This window comes from Longibacter salinarum, from assembly GCF_002554795.1.
Classification (GTDB): domain Bacteria; phylum Bacteroidota; class Rhodothermia; order Rhodothermales; family Salinibacteraceae; genus Longibacter; species Longibacter salinarum.
Genome location: NZ_PDEQ01000003.1, coordinates 79,790 through 98,554 on the forward strand (window position 1 = coordinate 79,790; position 18,765 = coordinate 98,554).

Sequence of the window (18,765 nt, forward strand, 5' to 3'; positions counted from 1 at the left end):
CATGCAATAGTGAGGGAGGTATCGGTTCTTCTGCGTCCGTCTCCGGACGTGCAGGATGTTCATGGCGGCGAGGGGCGTTCGCTGCCTGCCGACGCCGACTCCTCGCTTGCGCCACTCCATTCGTGTCGGCCCAGCGCACCGTGCGACCCTTCGGCGACCGCAGAAACTCCCTCTTCTCTCTGGAATGACACCGCATTGTCATGAGTTTAGGCTATTCACGATCGACTCCGTTCCTTCTCGCCGTTGCGCTTCTCACATTGGCCTTCGTCTGCATTCCCGATGACGGCCGTGCCCAACCGGTGCCCGTCACCAAGATCGAAAATGCCGCCGGCGACTCGGTGCTGACCGTCTTTGAGGACGGTAGCTTCGCGGCCTACGGGGAAGAAGGCACCGGCACGATTCCTATCCAAGGCGAAGGCGCGCGGATGATGTGGTATCCCAACAAGGCCGCCTTTCGTGCTGGGGAAGTCACCGGTACGCAGTGGGACGAAGCCAATGTCGGTGAACACTCGGTAGCGTTCGGATTGGACACGGACGCCACCGGGGTACGATCCACCGCCATGGGCTTAAGTTCGAGTGCCGCGGGCAACGGGTCTACGGCGATGGGCAACGGGACCCTTGCCAGCGGCACCGGGGCCGTGTCAATGGGCAACCTCACCCGAGCTGAAGGGGACGAGTCTACGTCGATGGGCGATCGCACAGAGGCCGCGACCGACCAATCCCTCTCCATTGGCCGATACAACGACGCCAACACCTCCGTCGACAATACTCTCTTCGTGGCCGGCAACGGCTCATTCAGCAGCCGCTCCGATGCGCTGGTGCTCGACTACAACGGCAATATGACGATTGCCGGCACGCTCACGGAGAACTCCGACCGCCGTCTCAAAGAGCAGATCCAGCCACTCGCCGGCAGCATTCTCGGCAAGCTTGGTCACATTCGACCAGTACACTTCCGCTTCAAAGATAAGCGCACCCACCCTTCGGGCACCCAGCTCGGCCTTATCGCGCAGGAAGTGCAGTCGCAGTTTCCCAGGCTCGTCAGTGAGGGCGCGAGCGGGTATCTCTCCGTCTCGTACTCGAAATTCACGGCCGTCTTGTTGAAGGGCCTACAGGAGCAGCAGTCGCAAATCCAGGAGCAGTGGAAGCAAATCGATCGGCTGGAGGCGGAGCAGGCCAAGGTCGCGTCGCTGCGCAAGGAGAACGACGCCATCAAAAAGCGACTGGCCAGGCTGGAGCAGGGAGAGACGGACGCTGCCGCGTACGCAGGATGGAGCGCGTCGGCCCCTCTCGGCGGCCTGCTCGCGCTGTTGCTGCTTGCCGGTGGTGTCGTCGCGTGGCGGCGCTTCGACGCTCTTTCAAGCATCAAGACCCTGACAGGTCTGTTGGCAACGGGCCTGCTGGTGATCGGGAGTATTCTCGCTGCCCCGGTTGCGCACGCCCAGGCCACCTTCGCCGTGGAGCTCACGGACGAGGGCCACAAAACCCTGAAGGTCCTCCAAAAAGCCGGAGCAGACAGCGAGGCCTATGAGCGGCTAAACCGCGACGCCCGGCAAATGAAAGGGGGCGACGAAAATCCTAACCTGTGGATCCACCGCCTGCTGGCCGAGCACACGCGCTTCGTCTATAAAGGATCGAGCCCCGTCAAGGCGCGGCTGGTGATGCTTCTTACCGACGGCAATGGCGACGTGCGAGAGCGCTTCCAGAGCGACCCATTCAAGCTGAAACCCGGTGGGCACGCAACCGGCACGTTCTTTCCCGGCGATACACTCTTTCCAGGTGATACCCTATTTCCCGGCGATACGCTCTTCCCGGGCGATGCGCTTTCCCCTACCCATTCGTTCACGTCCCGGGAGGCCCAGGCTCTTGGCCGGCGCGGAACGGCCAAGAGCCTGCTCGGCAACTTGAAAAAAGGGCAGCGCGGCCTTGTCGTGGCGCTTGTCCCGGCGGGCGATGCGCTGGACGGCAAGGTGAGGCTCACAACGATGGGACTGGCGCTTAATCCGGTTCGGTAGTGTGGTGGTTAGTTTTCATCCGTTCCCGTGAACGCGTTTCGACTCTTCTTCCCTTCCGCCCCCCACGTCCGATGTCAGATTTTCCCTCCTCCTCTTCGTTTCGATGCGCTGCCCTGCTGCCGGCGCTACTCATCCTTGTCTTTGCCGGGCGGCCGACGCTCGCGCAAGACGCGCCCAACCGCTTCCCCGTCTACCAGGACGGGGCGTGGGGCTACATCGATTCGACCGGGACGATGGCCATCTCGCCGCAGTTCGACGAGGCCGAGCCGTTCTCTGATGGACGCGCACGCGTTAGGGAAGGGGATCAGCAGAAGTTCATCGACGCGACCGGCGAGGTGGTGCTGGAAGGGGCTGCTGCACACGTTGGCTCCTTCCATGAAGGCCGCGCGGTCATACAGCCGAATCCCGACGGCCCATTTGGATACATCAACAAACGCGGGGCCGTTGTCATCGCCCCAAAGTTCGACAAGGCCCATGCGTTCTCCGAAGGCCGGGCCGCCGTCGCCACCGGCGAAGACCCGAAGCGTGGACAACCAATGTTCGGTTACATCGACCGGGACGGGCAGTTCGTGGTGGAGCCGCAGTTCTCGGGCGGCGGGCGTTATGCCGACGGGCTGGCCCCCGTACAGACGGGCGGGTTCGTGCACGGGAAATGGGGCTACATCGACGAACAGGGTGACATGGTGATCGAGCCGCAATTTGCGGAAGCATTGCCCTTTTCGGACGGCCTCGCTGTTGTAGCCGTGGAAACGGGATTCGGCGAATCCTGGGGCTACATCGATGTGGAGGGCCGACGGGTCGTTGAGCCGGACTTCGAACGCGTGCATCGGTTCGCCAGCGGCGCGGCCCCTGTGAAGCGAGAGCGCCGCAGGTGGACGTACATCGACGCGGAGGGAGAGCCGGCTTTCGAGAAAAAATTCGCGTATGCTGAGCCGTTCCGTGGGCCGCTGGCGCGTGCGGCAACGGAAATCAGCGACAAGATGCGAAATCACGTCACCCTTTCCTCTAGCGTAGGCGACGGGGACTGGATCTATATCGACCGGGATGGGCAAAAGGTGTGGCCGGCTCCTGCCTCGCCCGCTGCGGCCGAAGCGCCGATAGCGGTGGAAGAGGCGGCTCCTGCCGAAGAGAAAACATCTTCGAATGCCGATGACCCGTTCGTCACCCGATTCGAAGCCCTGCTGCCCGACGAACTCCCCGGCGGCTTCGCGCGCACCGACGTGGAGAAAAACCTCGGGGGCGACAAGCCCAACGTGAAGAGCACCTACGAAGGCGAAGCGGGAGCGCTCGAAATGAGGCTGGGCCGCGTTCGCACGGGCTGGAGCGAAGCACGCGCCAAGATGGATCAAGGGGCGACTGTGCAGGAAGCCATGATAAAAACCACGTACCGAGATCATGCCGCCTACGAGCGAACGCCTGACGGCGACGAACGGCAGATTTTCGTCGTGATCGACCCCGGCGCCCTGGTCGTCTCGGTTACCGCTCCCCCCGACGGACCGCCCATTCAGGATCTCCGCAGCGCGCTGGGTGCGCTGGACTGGGATCAGATCGAAACGCTCGCGCAGGATGCCCCCGAAACGGCTGCTGCCCCCACACCTCCTGTGAACGCCCCGGACGGCTTCGCCACCTACGCGGCGGAGGTCGGCGGTGCGCAAGTGGCCTTCGCTCATCCCGAAGACTGGGCGGTGGTTGACCTCAGCTTGATGAACTCGCTTCTGAAAAGCATCGTCGTCATGCGCAGCAGAGAGGCCGCCCAGAAACAATTTGGGAACGGAGTCGACCTGTCCACCAACGATGAGCCGCGCCTCGTCACGCCCGATAATGTGGTCATAACGCTTGGGGTGATCAACGACGGGCCGACGCCGAAGCAGTTCGTGCAGAGCATCGTCCAGGATCCTCCGCTACGCGAAGCGGACGTCACCGAGCCCCGTAGCGAGACGACTGTGAACGGGCGTGCCGCACTGGCGGCCACCATGCGCGGCACCGACGCAGACGGCCACCCTGCGATCCATCGAGTCCTCGCCTTCACAACAGACGACACGCTGATTTTCGCATCCATCCTGCGCCCGCCCGAAGACCCGTCGGATGCTCGCACGGCCGTACAGACGCTGCTCGACCACCTCACGGTGGAGACGATGCAAGTCAGAGTGCAGACGCAATAGCAGCGGCAGAAAAGTCCCTCTGCATGATGGGGATGGACCCGGCGATCATCGAGATGCTGCGCGGGCTTGACAGGTGAACCGGCATTGCTCCGAGAGAGACTCTTTTCCCTCTCTGAACGCATCCCCAACCTGCGCCATGACCCATTCCGGATGCGACACGACCCGCTAATTTGCGACAGCCAGCGAGTCACGCCATGCAGCCGCCTGGTCTGGCCTGCCCCATTCATCGTAGAACTGGACGAGGTGTCGGAGGGTTTGTCGGGTGTACGGGTCGTCGGAGCTGCGCGTGCGCCGGAGTGTGGCGTGGGCGTCGTGCAGCAGTGGCTCGGCCTCGGCGTAGCGCTCCCGGGCAGCAAGGGACGCGCCCAGGAAGCTTTTTGACTCGGCGGCTTCCCAGCTTTGAGGACCGCGCTTTTCTTTGCGGATGGCGAGACTTTCGCGAAGAAGTGAATCCGCCTGACCAGGCGCCCCGGCGGCGATGAGGGCGGCGCCCAGTCCATTGAGCGCGTCAGCGACGTAGACGTGGTTGTCTGGCACATGCTCACGCAGACTCGTCAGAGCGGTCCGGTAGACCGGCGTGCTCGCGTCGTGCTTATCCTGGGCGCGAAGCGTGTGGCCCAGCGCCGTTCGGCTCAGCGCGATGCGGACGGCGTGCTCGGGGTAGCGGCTCTGGCGTACCTGCAGCACGGCGCGTTGCAGTTCCTCGGCTCGGTTGAGACGTCCCGATTCTCGGTATAACTCGGCTTGATTGCTCCGGGCGACGAGGACGTACGGATGATGTTCTCCCATCACCTCCGTTCCCATCTCGAGCGCCTCACGATAGAGCGAGTCGGCAGCGGGGTAGTCGCCTTCGCGATGACGGATCTCGGCCAGGTTGGCAAGCGCGACGGGCAAAACCTCCTTTCGTTCACCGTCCAGCCGTCGCGCCATCGTAATTGTTTCGCGCAGGACCGGCCTGGCAGCGTCGTAGTCGCTTTGCGCGCGGAGAATGCCGGCCAGATTGTTGAGCGTTTCGACCATCGTTGTGCGCCGGGCGTCCGGCAAGGTGCGCCAGTACGTCAGCGCTTCACGATAGAGGCGCTCGGCCCGCTCGACCTCGTTCAGCACCTGCTGGTTGGCCCCGAGGTTGTGCAAGCTGGAGGCCAGTTGTTCAGAAGAAGCGGGGTCGTCGGTCGGGAGGGCGCGGCGCGTGGACAATGCTTCTTCGAGAAGCGGCGTGGCCTTGGCGTAGCGGCCCATCTGTGTATACACGCGCCCGATGACAGATTGCACCTCGGCCTGGACGGCCGGCTGGTCGGCAAGCGCCTCGGTACGCTCGACGCCGCGCGCCAGCAGCTCTCGGGCGGTAATCGTGTCCCCCTGAGCGACATTGGGGTTTCCAGCTTCGAACAGGCTCGTCAGAAAAGCGGACACCTGCTCGGCCTTCTCCGCGTGCATCTGTGCCCGGTCACGCTCGGTGGCGAGGCGGCGCGACTGCACGGTGACGGTCGTGGCATATCCAGCCAGAAGCAGTACAAGCACGGCGGCAGCGGCCACGCGCCAGCGGTTACGACGGAGGAACTTGCTTGCGCGGTATTGCCACGTGGAGGGGCGGGCCTCCACGGGCAGCCCCTCTCGGTAGCGACGCAGGTCTTCGGCAAACTCGGCAGCTGAGGCGTAGCGGCGAGACGGTTCTTTCCGAAGCGCCTTCATGATGATGCGGTCGAGGTCGCCTCGGAGGCGGCGCTTCAGGCGCGCGGGTGGAGGAAGGGGAGACGAGGACGGTTCGGGAGTGTCCGCCGTCGAGTCCCGTCGCGCGGCCGCCGTCGAGGGAGGCTCCGGGCGGGTTTCACAGATGACTTGTTCGATGTGACTCGGCGTGCGTTTGTCGAAGCGATAGGGCCGCCGGCCCGTCAGCAGTTCGTAGAGCACGACGCCGAGCGCGTACACGTCGGTGGCCGGAGTAATTGCCTCGCCGCGCACCTGTTCGGGGGCAGCATACGCAGGCGTCATCAAAGTGCGACCCGTGCGCGTGACAGGGGCGTCCACAATCGCTTCGTCGTCCAGCAGCTTGGCAATGCCAAAGTCTAGCAGCTTCGGGGAGCCGTCGGCGGTGACGAGCATGTTGGACGGCTTGAGGTCGCGGTGGACAACGAGCGTGCGGTGCGCATGAGCAACGGCATCGGCCACCTTTTCAAAGAGCCGGAGCCGCTGATCGATAGAACAAGCGGCCTCCTCGCAGTAGCGATCCAGCCGCGTGCCGTCAACGCGCTCCATCGCAAAATAAGGGCGCCCGTCACCTGAAAGGCCGCTGTCGTAGAGGCGTGCGATGCCCGGATGCTCCAGCGAGGCCAGGATCTGGCGCTCCGCCCGGAAGCGCTGCTCAATGTTTTCGGAGGGCAAGCCGGGCCGAATCACTTTCAGGGCAACCTCACGCTCGTGCTGGCCATCCGCACGGACGGCGCGGTAGACGGCTCCCATGCCGCCGCGTCCGAGCAACCCGTTGAGACGGTACGGCCCGATTCGAGCATCGTCGTCGAGCGCCGCCTCGCTCCCGAACAGGGAATCGGCCCGTTCCGCCTGTGGTATCCCCTCACTCAGAAAGCGGGAGACCTCCCCGTCGTTACCGGCCAGTAGTGATTCCACCTCCACCCTCAGGTCCTCGTCTCCAGCGCAGGCCTCGTCCAGAAACGCCTCGCGCTCTTTTCCTGCCGGACGGTCGAGCGCTTCGTCGAGGACGTCTTTCACACGATTCCAGCGGTCGGGGGTCATGGCACGTGGGAATTGGGGAAATGCAGGAGTTCGGAATTGTCAGTGAGTGAAGGCGTGTACGTAGAGGCAAACGCCTGTGGCGTCATCACGCCGATTCCATTCGCTTGATCTCGCGGGACAGCCAGGCTTTAGCCGTGCGCCAGTCACGCTTGACGGTGGAGGGGGAGACGTCGAGTGCGGCAGCGGTTTCCTCGATTGTCATTCCACCGAAGAAGCGGCATTCGACGATCCGACTCTGGCGCTCGTCAATGGCAGCGAGACGGTCGAGCGCCTCGTCGAGCGCAACGAGACGATCGGCTTGCTGGTCGACAGCGATCCGGCCCTCGTCGATCGTAAGATGGGGGGCGTCCCCACCCCGCTTCTGTGCCTGCCGCTTGCGCGCGCGGTTGATCACAACCTGGCGCATCGCCCGGGCCGCCACCCCGAAAAAGTGGGAGCGGCCCTGCCAGTCCACCGCATGGTGATCGACGAGCTTGCCGTAGGCTTCGTGCACCAACGCCGTTGTGCGCAGCGTGATGTCGGGGCCTTCGCCGCGCAGTTCGAGGTGCGCCAGTCGGTGCAATTCGTCGTAGACCAGCGGCAGCAGCGCATCGAGCGCTTCACGATCCTCTTCGCGAAGACGCTCCAGCAGGTGCGTCACCGTGCTGGGAGAATTGGGCATAGGGAGCAGCAGTGTTCTGAAAACCAGCGGAGGATTCGGGATTTCTTCGCCCATTGGCGGGGCGTACCGCGTGCGCAAACAACGAAGCGTCGGTCTCAATTGCATCCACGGTGCGACGGCTCTTCTTCCGCACAGGGCATTTTGATGCCTTCAAGTGTCACGATAATGTAACGAGAAGTGAAAGAGCCACGCTTCTCCGATATGCCTGACCCAGTTGACGGTGATTTCTTGCATGTAATAGTGAGGGAGGTATCGGTTCTTCTGCACCCGTCTCTGGACGTGCAGGATGTTCATGGCGGCGAGGGGCGTTCGCTGCCTGCCGACGCCGACTCCTCGATTGCGCCATTTTTCGCACACCTCCTTTCGCGTCTCCTCGTGCACCGTGCGACCGCTCGGTGACCGTAGACGCTTCCCTTTTCTCTGGAATGACACCGCCTCGTCATGAGTCTAGGCTATTCACGATCGACTCCGTTCCTTCTCACCGTTGCGCTTCTGACACTGGCCTTCGTTTGTCTGCCCAACGACGCCCGCGCCCAGACGCGCGCCCTCAACGTAGACGACGCCGATGGCGACAGCCTCGTCCACGTCAACGACGACGGCGGCTTCGCGGTCTACGGCGAAAGCGGCACCGGCGCGATTCCCGCCACCGGGGCCGGCACACGGATGATGTGGTTTCCCAACAAGGCGGCCTTCCGCGCTGGAGAGGTAGACGGCACGCAGTGGGATGATGCTAACGTCGGTGAACACTCGGTCGCGTTCGGATTGGACACGGACGCCGCCGGGGTACGATCCACAGCGATGGGGTTAGCTTCGAGTGCCAAGGGCAACGGGTCTACGGCGATGGGCAACGGGACCCTTGCCAGCGGCACCGGGGCCGTGTCAATGGGCAACCTCACCCGAGCCGAGGGGGACGAGTCTACGTCGATGGGCGACCGGACAGAGGCCGCGACCGACCAATCCCTCTCCATCGGCCGATACAACGACGCCAACACCTCCGCCGACAACACCCTCTTCGTGGCCGGCAACGGCTCATTCGGCAGCCGCTCCGATGCGCTGGTGCTCGACTACGACGGCAATATGACGATTGCCGGAACGCTCACGGAGAACTCCGACCGCCGCTTGAAGGAGCAGATCCAGCCGCTCAGCAGTGGCGTCCTGGCCCCTCTCGGCAAAATCGAGCCGGTGCGCTTCCGCTTCAAAGATAAGCGCACCCACCCTTCGGGCACCCAGCTCGGCCTTATCGCGCAGGAGGTGCAGGCGCAGTTTCCCGCGCTCGTCAGCGAAGGGGCGAGCGGGTATCTCTCCGTTTCCTACTCGAAGTTCACGGCCGTCTTGCTGAAGGGCCTTCAGGAGCAGCAAGCCGAGATCGCACGGTTAGAGGCGAAGCAGGCGAAGGTCGCGTCGCTGCGCAAGGAGAATGAGAGCATCAAGAAGCGGCTGGCCAAACTGGAGCAGCAAGAGCAGGACGAGGCCGCATACGCAGGATGGGGCGCGTCCGCACCGCTCGGCGGCCTGCTTGCAATCTTACTGCTTGCTGGTGGTTTTGTCGCGTGGCGGCGCGTTCAAGCTCAGTCAAGTGCCAACACCCTGACAGGTCTGGTGGGGACGGGTCTGTTGGTCATCGGGGGGCTCCTGGCCGCCTCGACCGGTGAGGCCCGCGCCCAGCCGGTGCCCGTCACCGACGTCGAAAACGCCGCCGGCGTCTCGGTGCTGACGGTCTTCGAGGACGGAGGCTTTGCGGCCTACGGCGAAAGCGGCACCGGCGCGATTCCCGCCACCGGGGCCGGCACGCGGATGATGTGGCACCCCGCCAAGGCTGCCTTCCGAGTCGGCGTAGTTGGCAGGGGCTCCGAAAGTACCGGCGATGAGTGGGACGACACCAATGTTGGATTCGCCTCAATGTCCTTCGGAAATGGCACCAAAGCCAGTGGCTTCAAATCTACCGCAATGGGCGATAACACAACCGCAAGCGGTGAATCGTCTACTGCGATGGGTACGCAAACAACTGCCAGCGGTCTCAACACTACGGCGATGGGTGAAAGAACGACCGCGACCGGGATCCGGTCCACGGCGATGGGCCTATTTACGAATGCCGCGACTGATAATTCACTCTCCATCGGCGTCTACAACGATGCCAACCGGGGGAACGACGACAGCGACCCAAGCACAGGCCCGCTCTTCGTCGTTGGCAACGGCTCCTTTGGTAGCCGCTCCGACGCCTTGGTGCTCGACCAGAGCGGCGATCTCGAAATCAGCGGTACGCTCACCGAAAACTCCGACCGCCGTCTCAAAGAGCGGATCCAGCCACTCGGCAGCAGCATTCTCGGCAAGCTTGGTCACATTCGACCAGTACACTTCCGCTTCAAAAACGAAGCGACGCATCCTTCGGGCACCCAGGTTGGCCTCATCGCGCAGGAGGTCCAGGCGCAGTTTCCCGCGCTCGTCACTGAGGGCGCGAGCGGGTATCTCTCCGTCTCGTACTCGAAATTCACGGCGGTCTTGCTGAAGGGCCTTCAGGAGCAGCAGGCCGAGATCGATCGGTTGGAGGCGAAGGCGAACCGCATCGACCAGCTTGAAGCACGGCTCGCAAAGCTGGAGCAGCAGGACACGTCACGCCTGGCCGCACTAGGGGGGCCGTGGTGGGCTGCGGCTCTGCTCGCCCTTGGACTGCTGGGCCTCGGCCTGTTCGTGCAACGGCAAAAGCGCGCATGACATCGTCCAGCGCTCGTACGAACGGATAATCGCACGCCAGTGCAGACTGATACCGAAAATCTTCCTCGCCCCAACGACCCACGCCATGAACGCTCTACTAGAAAACCATCGCGACCCAACCATGTCCACGGATCGCTCTTCCCTCTTGACGTTTGCCTTCGCCGTTTTCCTCGTGTTGGCGCTCGCCCCGACCGGTGAGGCCCTCGCCCAGCCAGTGCCCGTCACCGACATCGAAAACGCCGCCGGCGACTCGGTGCAGACGGTCTTCGAGGACGGCGCTTTCGTCGCTTACGGCGATTCCTTCAACGGCACAATTCCCGCAGAAGGAGAAGGCACACGGATGATGTGGCATCCTGCAAAAGGCGCGTTACGCGCCGGAGATGTGGACGCTACGGAATGGAACGACGCAAACATCGGTCTATACTCAATGGCTTTCGGCTCCGACCCCATAGCCAGCGGTCCAGCTTCCACAGCAATGGGCCGAGATACGGAGGCTAGCGGCGACGAGTCCACAGCAATGGGAAGCCTGTCGATCGCCAGTGGTGAACATTCCACGGCGATGGGTGTGAGCACGACGGCCAGCGGCGACGAGTCCACGGCGATGGGCGACGGTACAGAAGCCAGTGGCAACTCAGCCACCGCGATGGGCGACGGTACGGAAGCCACCGCCCCCCAGTCCACGGCGATGGGCTTCGAAACGACGGCTAGCGGGACTGATGCTACCGCGATGGGTCGTCGCGCCGAAGCCAACGGCACACATTCCACGGCGATGGGGGATAACACGATTGCGGAGACCGATCAGTCCCTATCCGTCGGCGCGTACAACGACGCCAACACCTCTCCCGACAACACCCTGTTCGTCGTCGGAAACGGCGAGGACACCATCTCCAATCCTGACGACCGTTCCGACGCGCTCGTGCTCGACCGAACCGGCAATCTCACCATCTCAGGCAGCCTCACCCAAAACTCCGACCGCCGCCTCAAGACACAGATCCGGCCGCTCGGTGCCAGCGTCCTGGCCCCCCTCGACGAGATTGAGCCGGTCCGCTTCCAGTTCAAAGACGAGCGCACCCATCCGTCGGGCGAGCAGATCGGTCTCATCGCGCAGGAGGTGCAGGCGCAGTTTCCCGCGCTCGTGAGCGAAGGGGCAAGCGGGCACCTCTCGGTCTCGTACTCGAAGTTCACCGCCGTCTTGCTGAAGGGTCTCCAGGAGCAGCAAGCGCAAATTCAAAAGCAGAAGGAGCAGATCGAGCGGCTACGTGGGCAGCAAACGCAGATCGCCGCGCTGCAGGCGGAGGTTGATGCGTTGAAGGAAGGACGATCGCAAACCGCGGGCTGGGGTCCGGCGGCAGGCGGGCTACTCGGGTTCCTACTTCTCGGCGGATGCATTGTGGCCGTCCGGCGGTGGGGCACGCCGCACGCCGCCTCCCTGTTGGTCCTGGCAGGTATGGGGGCGCTACTCCTCGGAACCGCGCCGGCCTCGGCGCAGACGGTCACCATTCAAAACGGCGCTTCGGTGAGCGTGGAAAACGGCAGCGTCTTCGACCTCGGCACCAACACTGTACTTGTGGAAGAAGAATCCTCCGGCGCCCGGCTCACCGGCGGCACCGGCGTCGTCACCGCCACACGTACCGTCAACGCGCCCTCCAGCGTCGATGTGGCCGGCCTTGGCGCAGTCATCACCTCCAGCCAAGACCTCGGCCAGACGACGATTGTGCGCGGCCACGCCGTGCAGACCGACAACAACAACGAGAGCATCGCGCGCTACTACGACATCCAGCCGGGACAGAATAACAGCGGCCTGGATGCGACCCTCGAGTTTACATATGTCGACGCCGAGCTCAACGGGCTGAGTGAAAGCAGCCTGGTTCTCTTCCGCTCGGAGGACGGCGGCAGCACGTACACCACGGCCGGCTACGACAGCCGCGACGCATCGGCCAACACCGTCACCCTCGGCGGCATCGACTCCTTTAGCCGCTGGACGCTTGGCGACGAAAGCCAGCCGTTGCCGGTGGAGTTGGCCGGGTTCGAGGTCACCCGCTCCGACGACAGCGTCCTGCTGCAGTGGGCAACTATCTCCGAACAACAAAACGCCGGCTTCGAGGTGCAGCGGCGCCGGGCCCACGCTCCGAATGGGAGCTGGAAGGAGATCGGCTTCGTCGAGTCGGCGGCTGCGGGAGGCACAACCACCGGGTCGGAATCCTACCGCTTTGCCGACACGGATCTCCCGTTCGAGGCCGACTCGCTCACCTATCGCCTCCGGCAGGTCGACATGGACGGGAGTGCGACGCTGAGCGACCCGATCGTCGTCGCGGTGAACGCGCCCGAGACGCTGGTCCTGCACGGTGCAGCCCCAAACCCGGTGCGCGGCCAGGCAACCCTCCGGTACGAGGTGCCGGAACAGGCGTCGGTTCGCATTGACCTGTTCGACGTGCTGGGCCGGCGGGTCACCACGCTCGTGAACCGAAAAGAGGTCGCGGGCCGGCAGAAGACGACCTTTGATGCGAGCCGCCTGTCGAGTGGGACGTACTTCGTACGCCTGCAATCCGCGGGCACGGTACGCACCGAACAGATCACCGTCGTCCGGTAGCCGCAAGCACGGCGTGGGATCGCTGCCGTCGGACGTCGCCCCCTTCGATGCCTAATCACGTTTCGTCTCCAATAGAGCCTGGACGGGCCATCGAGACGTCGGGAGGCCTTCTTTACCGAATCCATCCGACTCAGCGTGGCCCGTTCGGTTTTTCTTTCTCCCACCCACATCGGAGTGGAGAAAACAGAATACTCCTACCTTGTGGTGAGTCCCGCTATTTGGAGCGCCTCCTCCGGTGAGAGACGGTCTACGAAGCGTTCGGAGGCGGCCCGCTAGGCATCGAGGCTCCGCTCCAGGTTGGCAGCAATCTGGTACGTGCGTTCGCGGCAGAGGTCTTCGACCGGATGGTTCTCCAGTGTGACACGATGCCCGATCGCGTCAAGCAGACCGTGATCGGGGATGTAAGACACAAGCTTACATCGTCTCGAGCTGGGCATTCTCCGCTTCTAGATCCTTCATACGTTTGAGGTCGCTTGCGTAGAGATCACCGTATTTGCTCTTCCCGTTGTGTAGGGCGAATATCGGAGATGCCTAATGTTCACCTCCCCGAAACGGGGGCAAACGTAATAAAGCCTGCTCAGGAACTCTGGGCGGGCTTTTTTGATGTTGAGCTAAGGAGGTTCGAGCTCTTGAACTCTGCAGTGCGATTGAAGGAGTGGAAGGTCTGGAGCCCCACGCGGTGAAGTTGTCGTGTGGATGGAGGCCACGTATTGCATTCGGCCTCAATCTGTATGCTAATTTTAATGCAACGATTCTCATTAGGTGATCGGATTTCCCTATGTCTCGCACGCGCTGGCTTCTGGTACTTGCCGCGGTTTGCGCGGTGGTTCTGACGGGCTGCAGCGGCGCTGAGGAGGGGGCGGATGCTGCAACCCCGCAGCCTCTCTTGCTCACCCCGTCGGATGGCGACGTTTTTACGACCGAGAGTACACTGGACCAGACGATTGAGATGACAATCATGGGCCAGACGGTCGAGATTATGCAGACCATTCAGGAGAACACCGAATGGCGGGTCGGTACGGAGTCTTCCGACGGGACGGTCGACGTTCAGGTTACGACGACACGTTTTCAGCTGACGCAAGAAGGGCCGGACTCGTTCGAGCAGTACGATAGCGACGATCCCGACGCCGTGCCGCAATCGGATCTGGCCGTTCGCATGGCGGCCCTGGCCAATGTGCCCGTAAGGATGCGTATCACGCCAACGGGCGAGATCACCATCACGGGTGGAATGGACGCTCTGTACAACAATATGGCGGATCTGTCGGGAGCGCAATCGCGGACGGAGCGGGACTCAATCCGTGCCTATTTCCGGAATGCATTTCCGACCGAGGAACTGGCTCAAGAGTACGAATCTGATCTTCCTGCCTACACGAGCGAGCCCGTGGCGCCGGGGTCCACCTGGACCGTTCACGCCACAACGTCGTTCCTCGCACCGATTCGTTTCGACGGCTCCATGCGTCTTGATTCGCTGACGGGACACCGGGCATTTATCAGTGGGCGCGGCGACGTGCAGTCCGTGCCGGTTGACAGCGTCAGCGGTTCTATAAACGGTCCATTTCAGGACGTCGACCTGAGCGGGACACGCACCGTGTCTTCCGCGCTTCACCGCCGAACGGGCTTTCCGATTCGGCGAACGGTCGAGCAGCGTGTTAGCGGGGACGGCGTTATACGATCCGGCGGGGGGGATCTCAAGGCTCAGGTTACGCTCACATCCACAATCTCACAAACGGCGAACGTACAATCGCCGTCGGAAGCAATACCGTAACGTGGTGGCATTTCACTGCACGGGACATGTACCCTCTATCCTCGTGCAGATACTACGCATTCGGCTTTCGGGCCGCGTGTTAACTCATATACTCTTTCCCATTTCCCTTTTCGGTCATCTCATGACGTTTCTTTCTCGCTTTCGCACGCTTGGCGTGCTCACCATCGTTTTAACGCTTTTCGCTGTCGCCGGATGCTCGTCATCTTCGGCTCCCGCCTGGAAACAGGGAGACGCCTACATCCTCGGTCTTCGAGTGAATGAAGGAGAGTCGTTCTCTGGTACCATGGCGATGGACCAATCCGTCGACATGCAGATGATGGGGCAGAACATGCAGATGGAGCAGTCCATGACGTACGACTACGGGTACGACGTCATCTCGCGCTCCGATGACGGCCTGATTACCATTGAGCAGACGTTGCAGCGCGTCCGCGGTGAGACCAAGAATCCAATGGCGGGAACGCAGACGTTCGATACGGACAACGAGGAGGATGCCGCCCAGATCGGCGAGCAGATGACCGCGATGATCGACGTTCCGATCCGTTTCACGATGACCGAGAAGGGCCAAATTGAACGGGTCGAAGGCGTTGATGCCCTCGTAAAGCGGATGCAGGACCAAGCGATGACGGATGCGCAGCGCGAGATTCTGGAGGAATCGCTGACGCCGGAGTCCTTCACCCAGAACATGCAGGCCTTCACATTTTACCCGCAAAATCCCGTTGCTGTTGGTGACTCGTGGGATGTGAAGAGTGAAATGAAGATGGCGTTTCCGATGACGACCGAATCGACATATACAGTGACGCGCGTAGAAGCCGACACGGCGTATCTCGACGTGGAAATGGATGTGTACACGCCGGATGATGCCGAACCCATGGAGATGGGCGGCGGAAAAATGACGATGGATATGACGGGCACGATGATCGGCACCGCGAAAGTCGATCTCGTCTCTGGTATGATGACAGATGTCGCTCTGGATCAGAACATGGAGGCGGACGCTGTCATCGACGCTCAGGGTCGTACCATGGACATGCAGATGTCAATTACCGGGACATCGACTCAGACGCTCACAGGCCTCGGAGAGCCGAAATAGAGCCGACATCATCACGTTGTAGACTGTGGTGTTCGAGGTCGCTGTCCGGGATGGGCGGCGACCTCGTTTTATGAAACTCTCGGATGGGTCGTGTCAATCTCGCCTCGTCGTCTCCAATCGACGTATTTACGCTCCCCGAGATCGAACTTCTGGACCAAGCACAGGTACACGCTGTACCTCCGCAGCAGGCGCAGTGCACGTGCCGGCTGTGCCGCTGCAACCGGAATAAACCTGCCCTCTTTTCGTGGTCGACCCTAAGAATCTGTCCGAGGCAAAACGTGCTGACGTCGGAGCCGGAGTGCTCGAAGAAATTCAGAAGCGTTGGAGTCCGCGCGCCTTTTCTGCCCAGCCGGTTCCGGACGATGCGTTGCGACAATTGTTCGATGCCGCCCGCTGGGCCATGTCGTCATTCAATGAGCAGCCGTGGCGGTACGTCGTTGCAACGAAAGACGATTCCGACGGATACGAGCGCGTGCTCCACTGCCTGAACGAATTCAATCGTGAGTGGGCACAGACAGCCCCGGTGCTGATGCTCGGCCTTGCTAAGTCCACGTTTTCGCGCAATGGCAAACCCAATCGCTATGCGCGGCACGACCTTGGCGCTGCGAGTGCATTCCTGACGTTGCAGGCGTCAAAGCTTGACCTCTACGTGCATCAGATGGCGGGCATTTTGCCAGATGTTATTGGCGAAACGTTTGATCTGCCCGATGATGTCGAGCCGGTCACGGGTCTGGCCATCGGATATCTCGGTGATCCGGACAATCTATCCGAGACGCTCGCCGAACGTGAACGAGGAGAGCGAACCCGAAAATCGCTGAGTGAAATCTTTTTCGACGCTGCCGGCTATGGCACACCGGCTCGCGTTATTGAGCGTATGTAGAAGCGGCGCCAGACGCATTTCCTGCTTATCTCCCCCTGATCTTTCGACGTATCTGAACGTGTTTGCTCGCGAAGGTTACTTCATCATTGCCGGCGCCGTCGTGCTCGGTCTCCTCATTGGCTCTGGCGCCTTATGGTTTGATCCCTGGCTGTGGCGCGCCCCATTCCTGCTCGTTGGTGCAGGTGTGATTGCGTTCACCCTTTACTTTTTCCGGGATCCAGACCGCTCAGCTCCCGCAGAGGCTCGAGAGGGACGTGCGTTCGTCGCTCCTGCTGACGGGAAGATCGTGGAGATCGTCGAGGAGGAGGAACCGCTTTACCTCGAGGGACCGTCGACGCGGATTTCGATCTTTCTCTCACCCCTCAATGTGCATGTAAACCGAGTGCCGGCAAACGGCGTGATCGAATACGTCCGATACGTGCCTGGCGATTATCTCGTTGCCTGGCATCCGAAGGCCAGTGAAAAGAACGAACGGTCCGAGATCGGCATGGAGCACGAAAGTGGCACGCGCATTTTATTTAAGCAGATCGCGGGAGCCGTGGCCCGACGCATCGAGTACCACGTCGAAGAAGGCGACTCGGTCGTAGCGGGTGAGCGCTTTGGCATCGTCAAGTTCGGGTCGCGAATGGATGTGCACGTGCCGCCTCACATCGAGGTCAACGCAGATGTCGGCGATCGGACCACGGCGGGTGAAACGGTGCTCGGACAGCTTCCCGATGCTGCCGGTGTCGTCTCTGGTGCGTCGCTCTCCGATTCGACGCCCGCCCCCGAAACGAACGCGTGAGACGCACCGCTGCTGGACGGCTCGACAGGACTTGATGCCTGTCGAGCCAACGATTCTCCCGTGCATCACCGAGAAGAACTTGCCCCCGCATGTCCTCATCTACCTGCGAGTCCGTTTCCAACGATCGCGAGCCGTCTTCGTCGCCCGGGCGTTCCGGAAGCCCAAACGGTTCTTCCACCTCGGCGGTGAGAAGCAACCGATCGCGCAAAAAGCGCATCCGGCGTCGTCTGAGTGCGTACCGTGCGGCCCGAAAGCGACAGCGCAGCCCGCGCCCGTCGCCGAGAGTGGCAGTGCCGTCGTTCTTTACGTTGATGAACCTGTTCTGCGGCTTCCTCGCGATCACGCAGGTTCACGACGGCGCGATTACCATGGCGTGCTGGCTGATCGTCATGGCTGGCTTCTTCGATTTACTGGATGGCATGATGGCGCGTCTGACGAATACGACCAGCCCATTTGGCGTCGAGTTGGACTCGCTCAGCGATATTGTCTCCTTCGGCGTCGCACCGGCATTTCTGGTGTACACCTACGGACTGGAGACGCTTGATCCTATCGGGATGATTGCTGCAGCCCTTCCCGCATTGTGCGGCGGCGTACGGCTGGCCCGCTACAACGTCGATTATGGTCAGGGGGAAAAGAAGGACTACTTCGAAGGACTCCCTATCCCCGGACAAGCGATCGCGATAATAACACTCATTCTCGCGGCGGAGAACTCGACCTGGGCCTCGATGCTGCACCTCGATAGCATTCCGGTCCTTCTTGCTGTTGTCGTGATTCTCTCCGCCCTCATGGTGTCGAGCATTCACTTCGACGCGATTCCGAAACCGACGATAACGTATATGCGTGCCCATCCTCGGAAGACGACGGCCTATCTCATCGCCGGGGTTCTGATCGTCGGCCTCCAGGAACTGGGTCTGCTGATTGTGTTCGCCACGTACCTTAGCTTCGGCATCGGGCGCGCTATCTACCAGTTGATCGAAGCATTGTCGACGCCCGTGCCAGACGAAACGTCCTGACCGACGACCTAATCCGGTCGGCGTCGTTGGTTGCGTCTCCACCTGTTTCCCGTCTCGTTCCCTACCGCTTACTTGCTTTCCATGTACAAAGCTATCATTTCCATCACGCTGCGTCCGTCCATTCTCGATCCGGAAGGGAAGACCGTACATCACGGTCTGAAAAATTTGGGATTCACGCAGGTCGACGACGTGCGGATGGGAAAGCACGCTGAAATCCGTATCGACACAACGGATGAGGAGGAGGCGCGCCGGGTAGCAACGGAGGCGTGCGAGCAACTTCTTGCGAACCCGGTGACAGAGAATTTCGAGATTGAGCTCGAAGAGGTCGCGTCCGAAGCCGCGTAGTTT

At 61.9% G+C, this 18,765-nt stretch carries 13 protein-coding genes; 10 read left to right on the forward strand and 3 right to left on the reverse strand.

Translation table 11 applies throughout. From position 1 onward, the window contains the following. Positions 1-200: 200 nt before the first annotated feature. A complete protein-coding gene (locus tag CRI94_RS06710; protein WP_098074922.1) occupies positions 201-2,012 on the forward strand; it encodes a tail fiber domain-containing protein in 1,812 nt (603 codons plus the stop codon). Positions 2,013-2,083: 71 nt separating this feature from the next. Beyond that, positions 2,084-4,174 carry a WG repeat-containing protein gene (locus CRI94_RS06715; protein WP_098074923.1) on the forward strand — a complete coding sequence of 697 codons (2,091 nt, stop codon included), beginning with the start codon at positions 2,084-2,086 and terminating at the stop codon, positions 4,172-4,174. A 165-nt stretch (positions 4,175-4,339) separates the two neighbouring features. Here CRI94_RS06715 and CRI94_RS06720 read toward each other — a convergent pair whose 3' ends face one another. Then, entirely contained in the window at positions 4,340-6,925 is a 2,586-nt protein-coding gene (locus tag CRI94_RS06720; RefSeq protein WP_098074924.1) for a serine/threonine-protein kinase, read from the reverse strand. Between the two features lie 85 nt (positions 6,926-7,010). Then, positions 7,011-7,586, reverse strand: coding sequence for a sigma-70 family RNA polymerase sigma factor (locus CRI94_RS06725; protein ID WP_098075231.1), 576 nt, complete (start codon positions 7,584-7,586; stop codon positions 7,011-7,013). A gap of 441 nt (positions 7,587-8,027) precedes the next feature. Here CRI94_RS06725 and CRI94_RS06735 point away from each other — a divergent pair, with 441 nt between their 5' ends. After that, on the forward strand, positions 8,028-10,298 hold the full coding sequence (locus CRI94_RS06735; RefSeq protein WP_098074926.1) for a tail fiber domain-containing protein: 2,271 nt from the start codon (positions 8,028-8,030) through the stop codon (positions 10,296-10,298). Between the two features lie 85 nt (positions 10,299-10,383). Further along, entirely contained in the window at positions 10,384-12,888 is a 2,505-nt protein-coding gene (locus tag CRI94_RS06740) for a tail fiber domain-containing protein (RefSeq protein ID WP_098074927.1), read from the forward strand. 272 nt (positions 12,889-13,160) lie between these two features. On the opposite strand, the gene CRI94_RS17650 is transcribed toward CRI94_RS06740, so the two are convergent. Then, the gene (locus tag CRI94_RS17650; RefSeq protein ID WP_179862190.1) at positions 13,161-13,298 is read right to left on the reverse strand and encodes a hypothetical protein; all 138 of its coding nucleotides are present in this window, start codon (positions 13,296-13,298) and stop codon (positions 13,161-13,163) included. A gap of 368 nt (positions 13,299-13,666) precedes the next feature. On the opposite strand from CRI94_RS17650, the gene CRI94_RS06745 reads away from it, so the two are divergent. From CRI94_RS06745 to purS, 6 genes are all read left to right on the forward strand, one after another. Continuing rightward, positions 13,667-14,653, forward strand: a complete 987-nt coding sequence (locus CRI94_RS06745) for a DUF6263 family protein (protein ID WP_098074928.1) — start codon at positions 13,667-13,669, stop codon at positions 14,651-14,653. Between the two features lie 121 nt (positions 14,654-14,774). Beyond that, entirely contained in the window at positions 14,775-15,740 is a 966-nt protein-coding gene (locus CRI94_RS06750) for a DUF6263 family protein (protein WP_098074929.1), read from the forward strand. Between the two features lie 244 nt (positions 15,741-15,984). Next, positions 15,985-16,620 (forward strand): nitroreductase family protein, encoded by a 636-nt coding sequence (locus CRI94_RS06755; RefSeq protein ID WP_245846101.1) that lies wholly within the window; start codon positions 15,985-15,987, stop codon positions 16,618-16,620. A 58-nt stretch (positions 16,621-16,678) separates the two neighbouring features. Continuing rightward, on the forward strand, positions 16,679-17,404 hold the full coding sequence (locus tag CRI94_RS06760; protein ID WP_179862191.1) for a phosphatidylserine decarboxylase family protein: 726 nt from the start codon (positions 16,679-16,681) through the stop codon (positions 17,402-17,404). A gap of 89 nt (positions 17,405-17,493) precedes the next feature. Further along, on the forward strand, positions 17,494-18,417 hold the full coding sequence (gene pssA / locus CRI94_RS06765) for a CDP-diacylglycerol--serine O-phosphatidyltransferase (protein WP_098074931.1): 924 nt from the start codon (positions 17,494-17,496) through the stop codon (positions 18,415-18,417). An 81-nt stretch (positions 18,418-18,498) separates the two neighbouring features. Continuing rightward, positions 18,499-18,762: a phosphoribosylformylglycinamidine synthase subunit PurS gene (gene purS / locus CRI94_RS06770; RefSeq protein ID WP_098074932.1), complete on the forward strand. Its 264-nt coding sequence runs from the start codon at positions 18,499-18,501 to the stop codon at positions 18,760-18,762. The last annotated feature ends 3 nt before the right edge of the window (positions 18,763-18,765 follow it).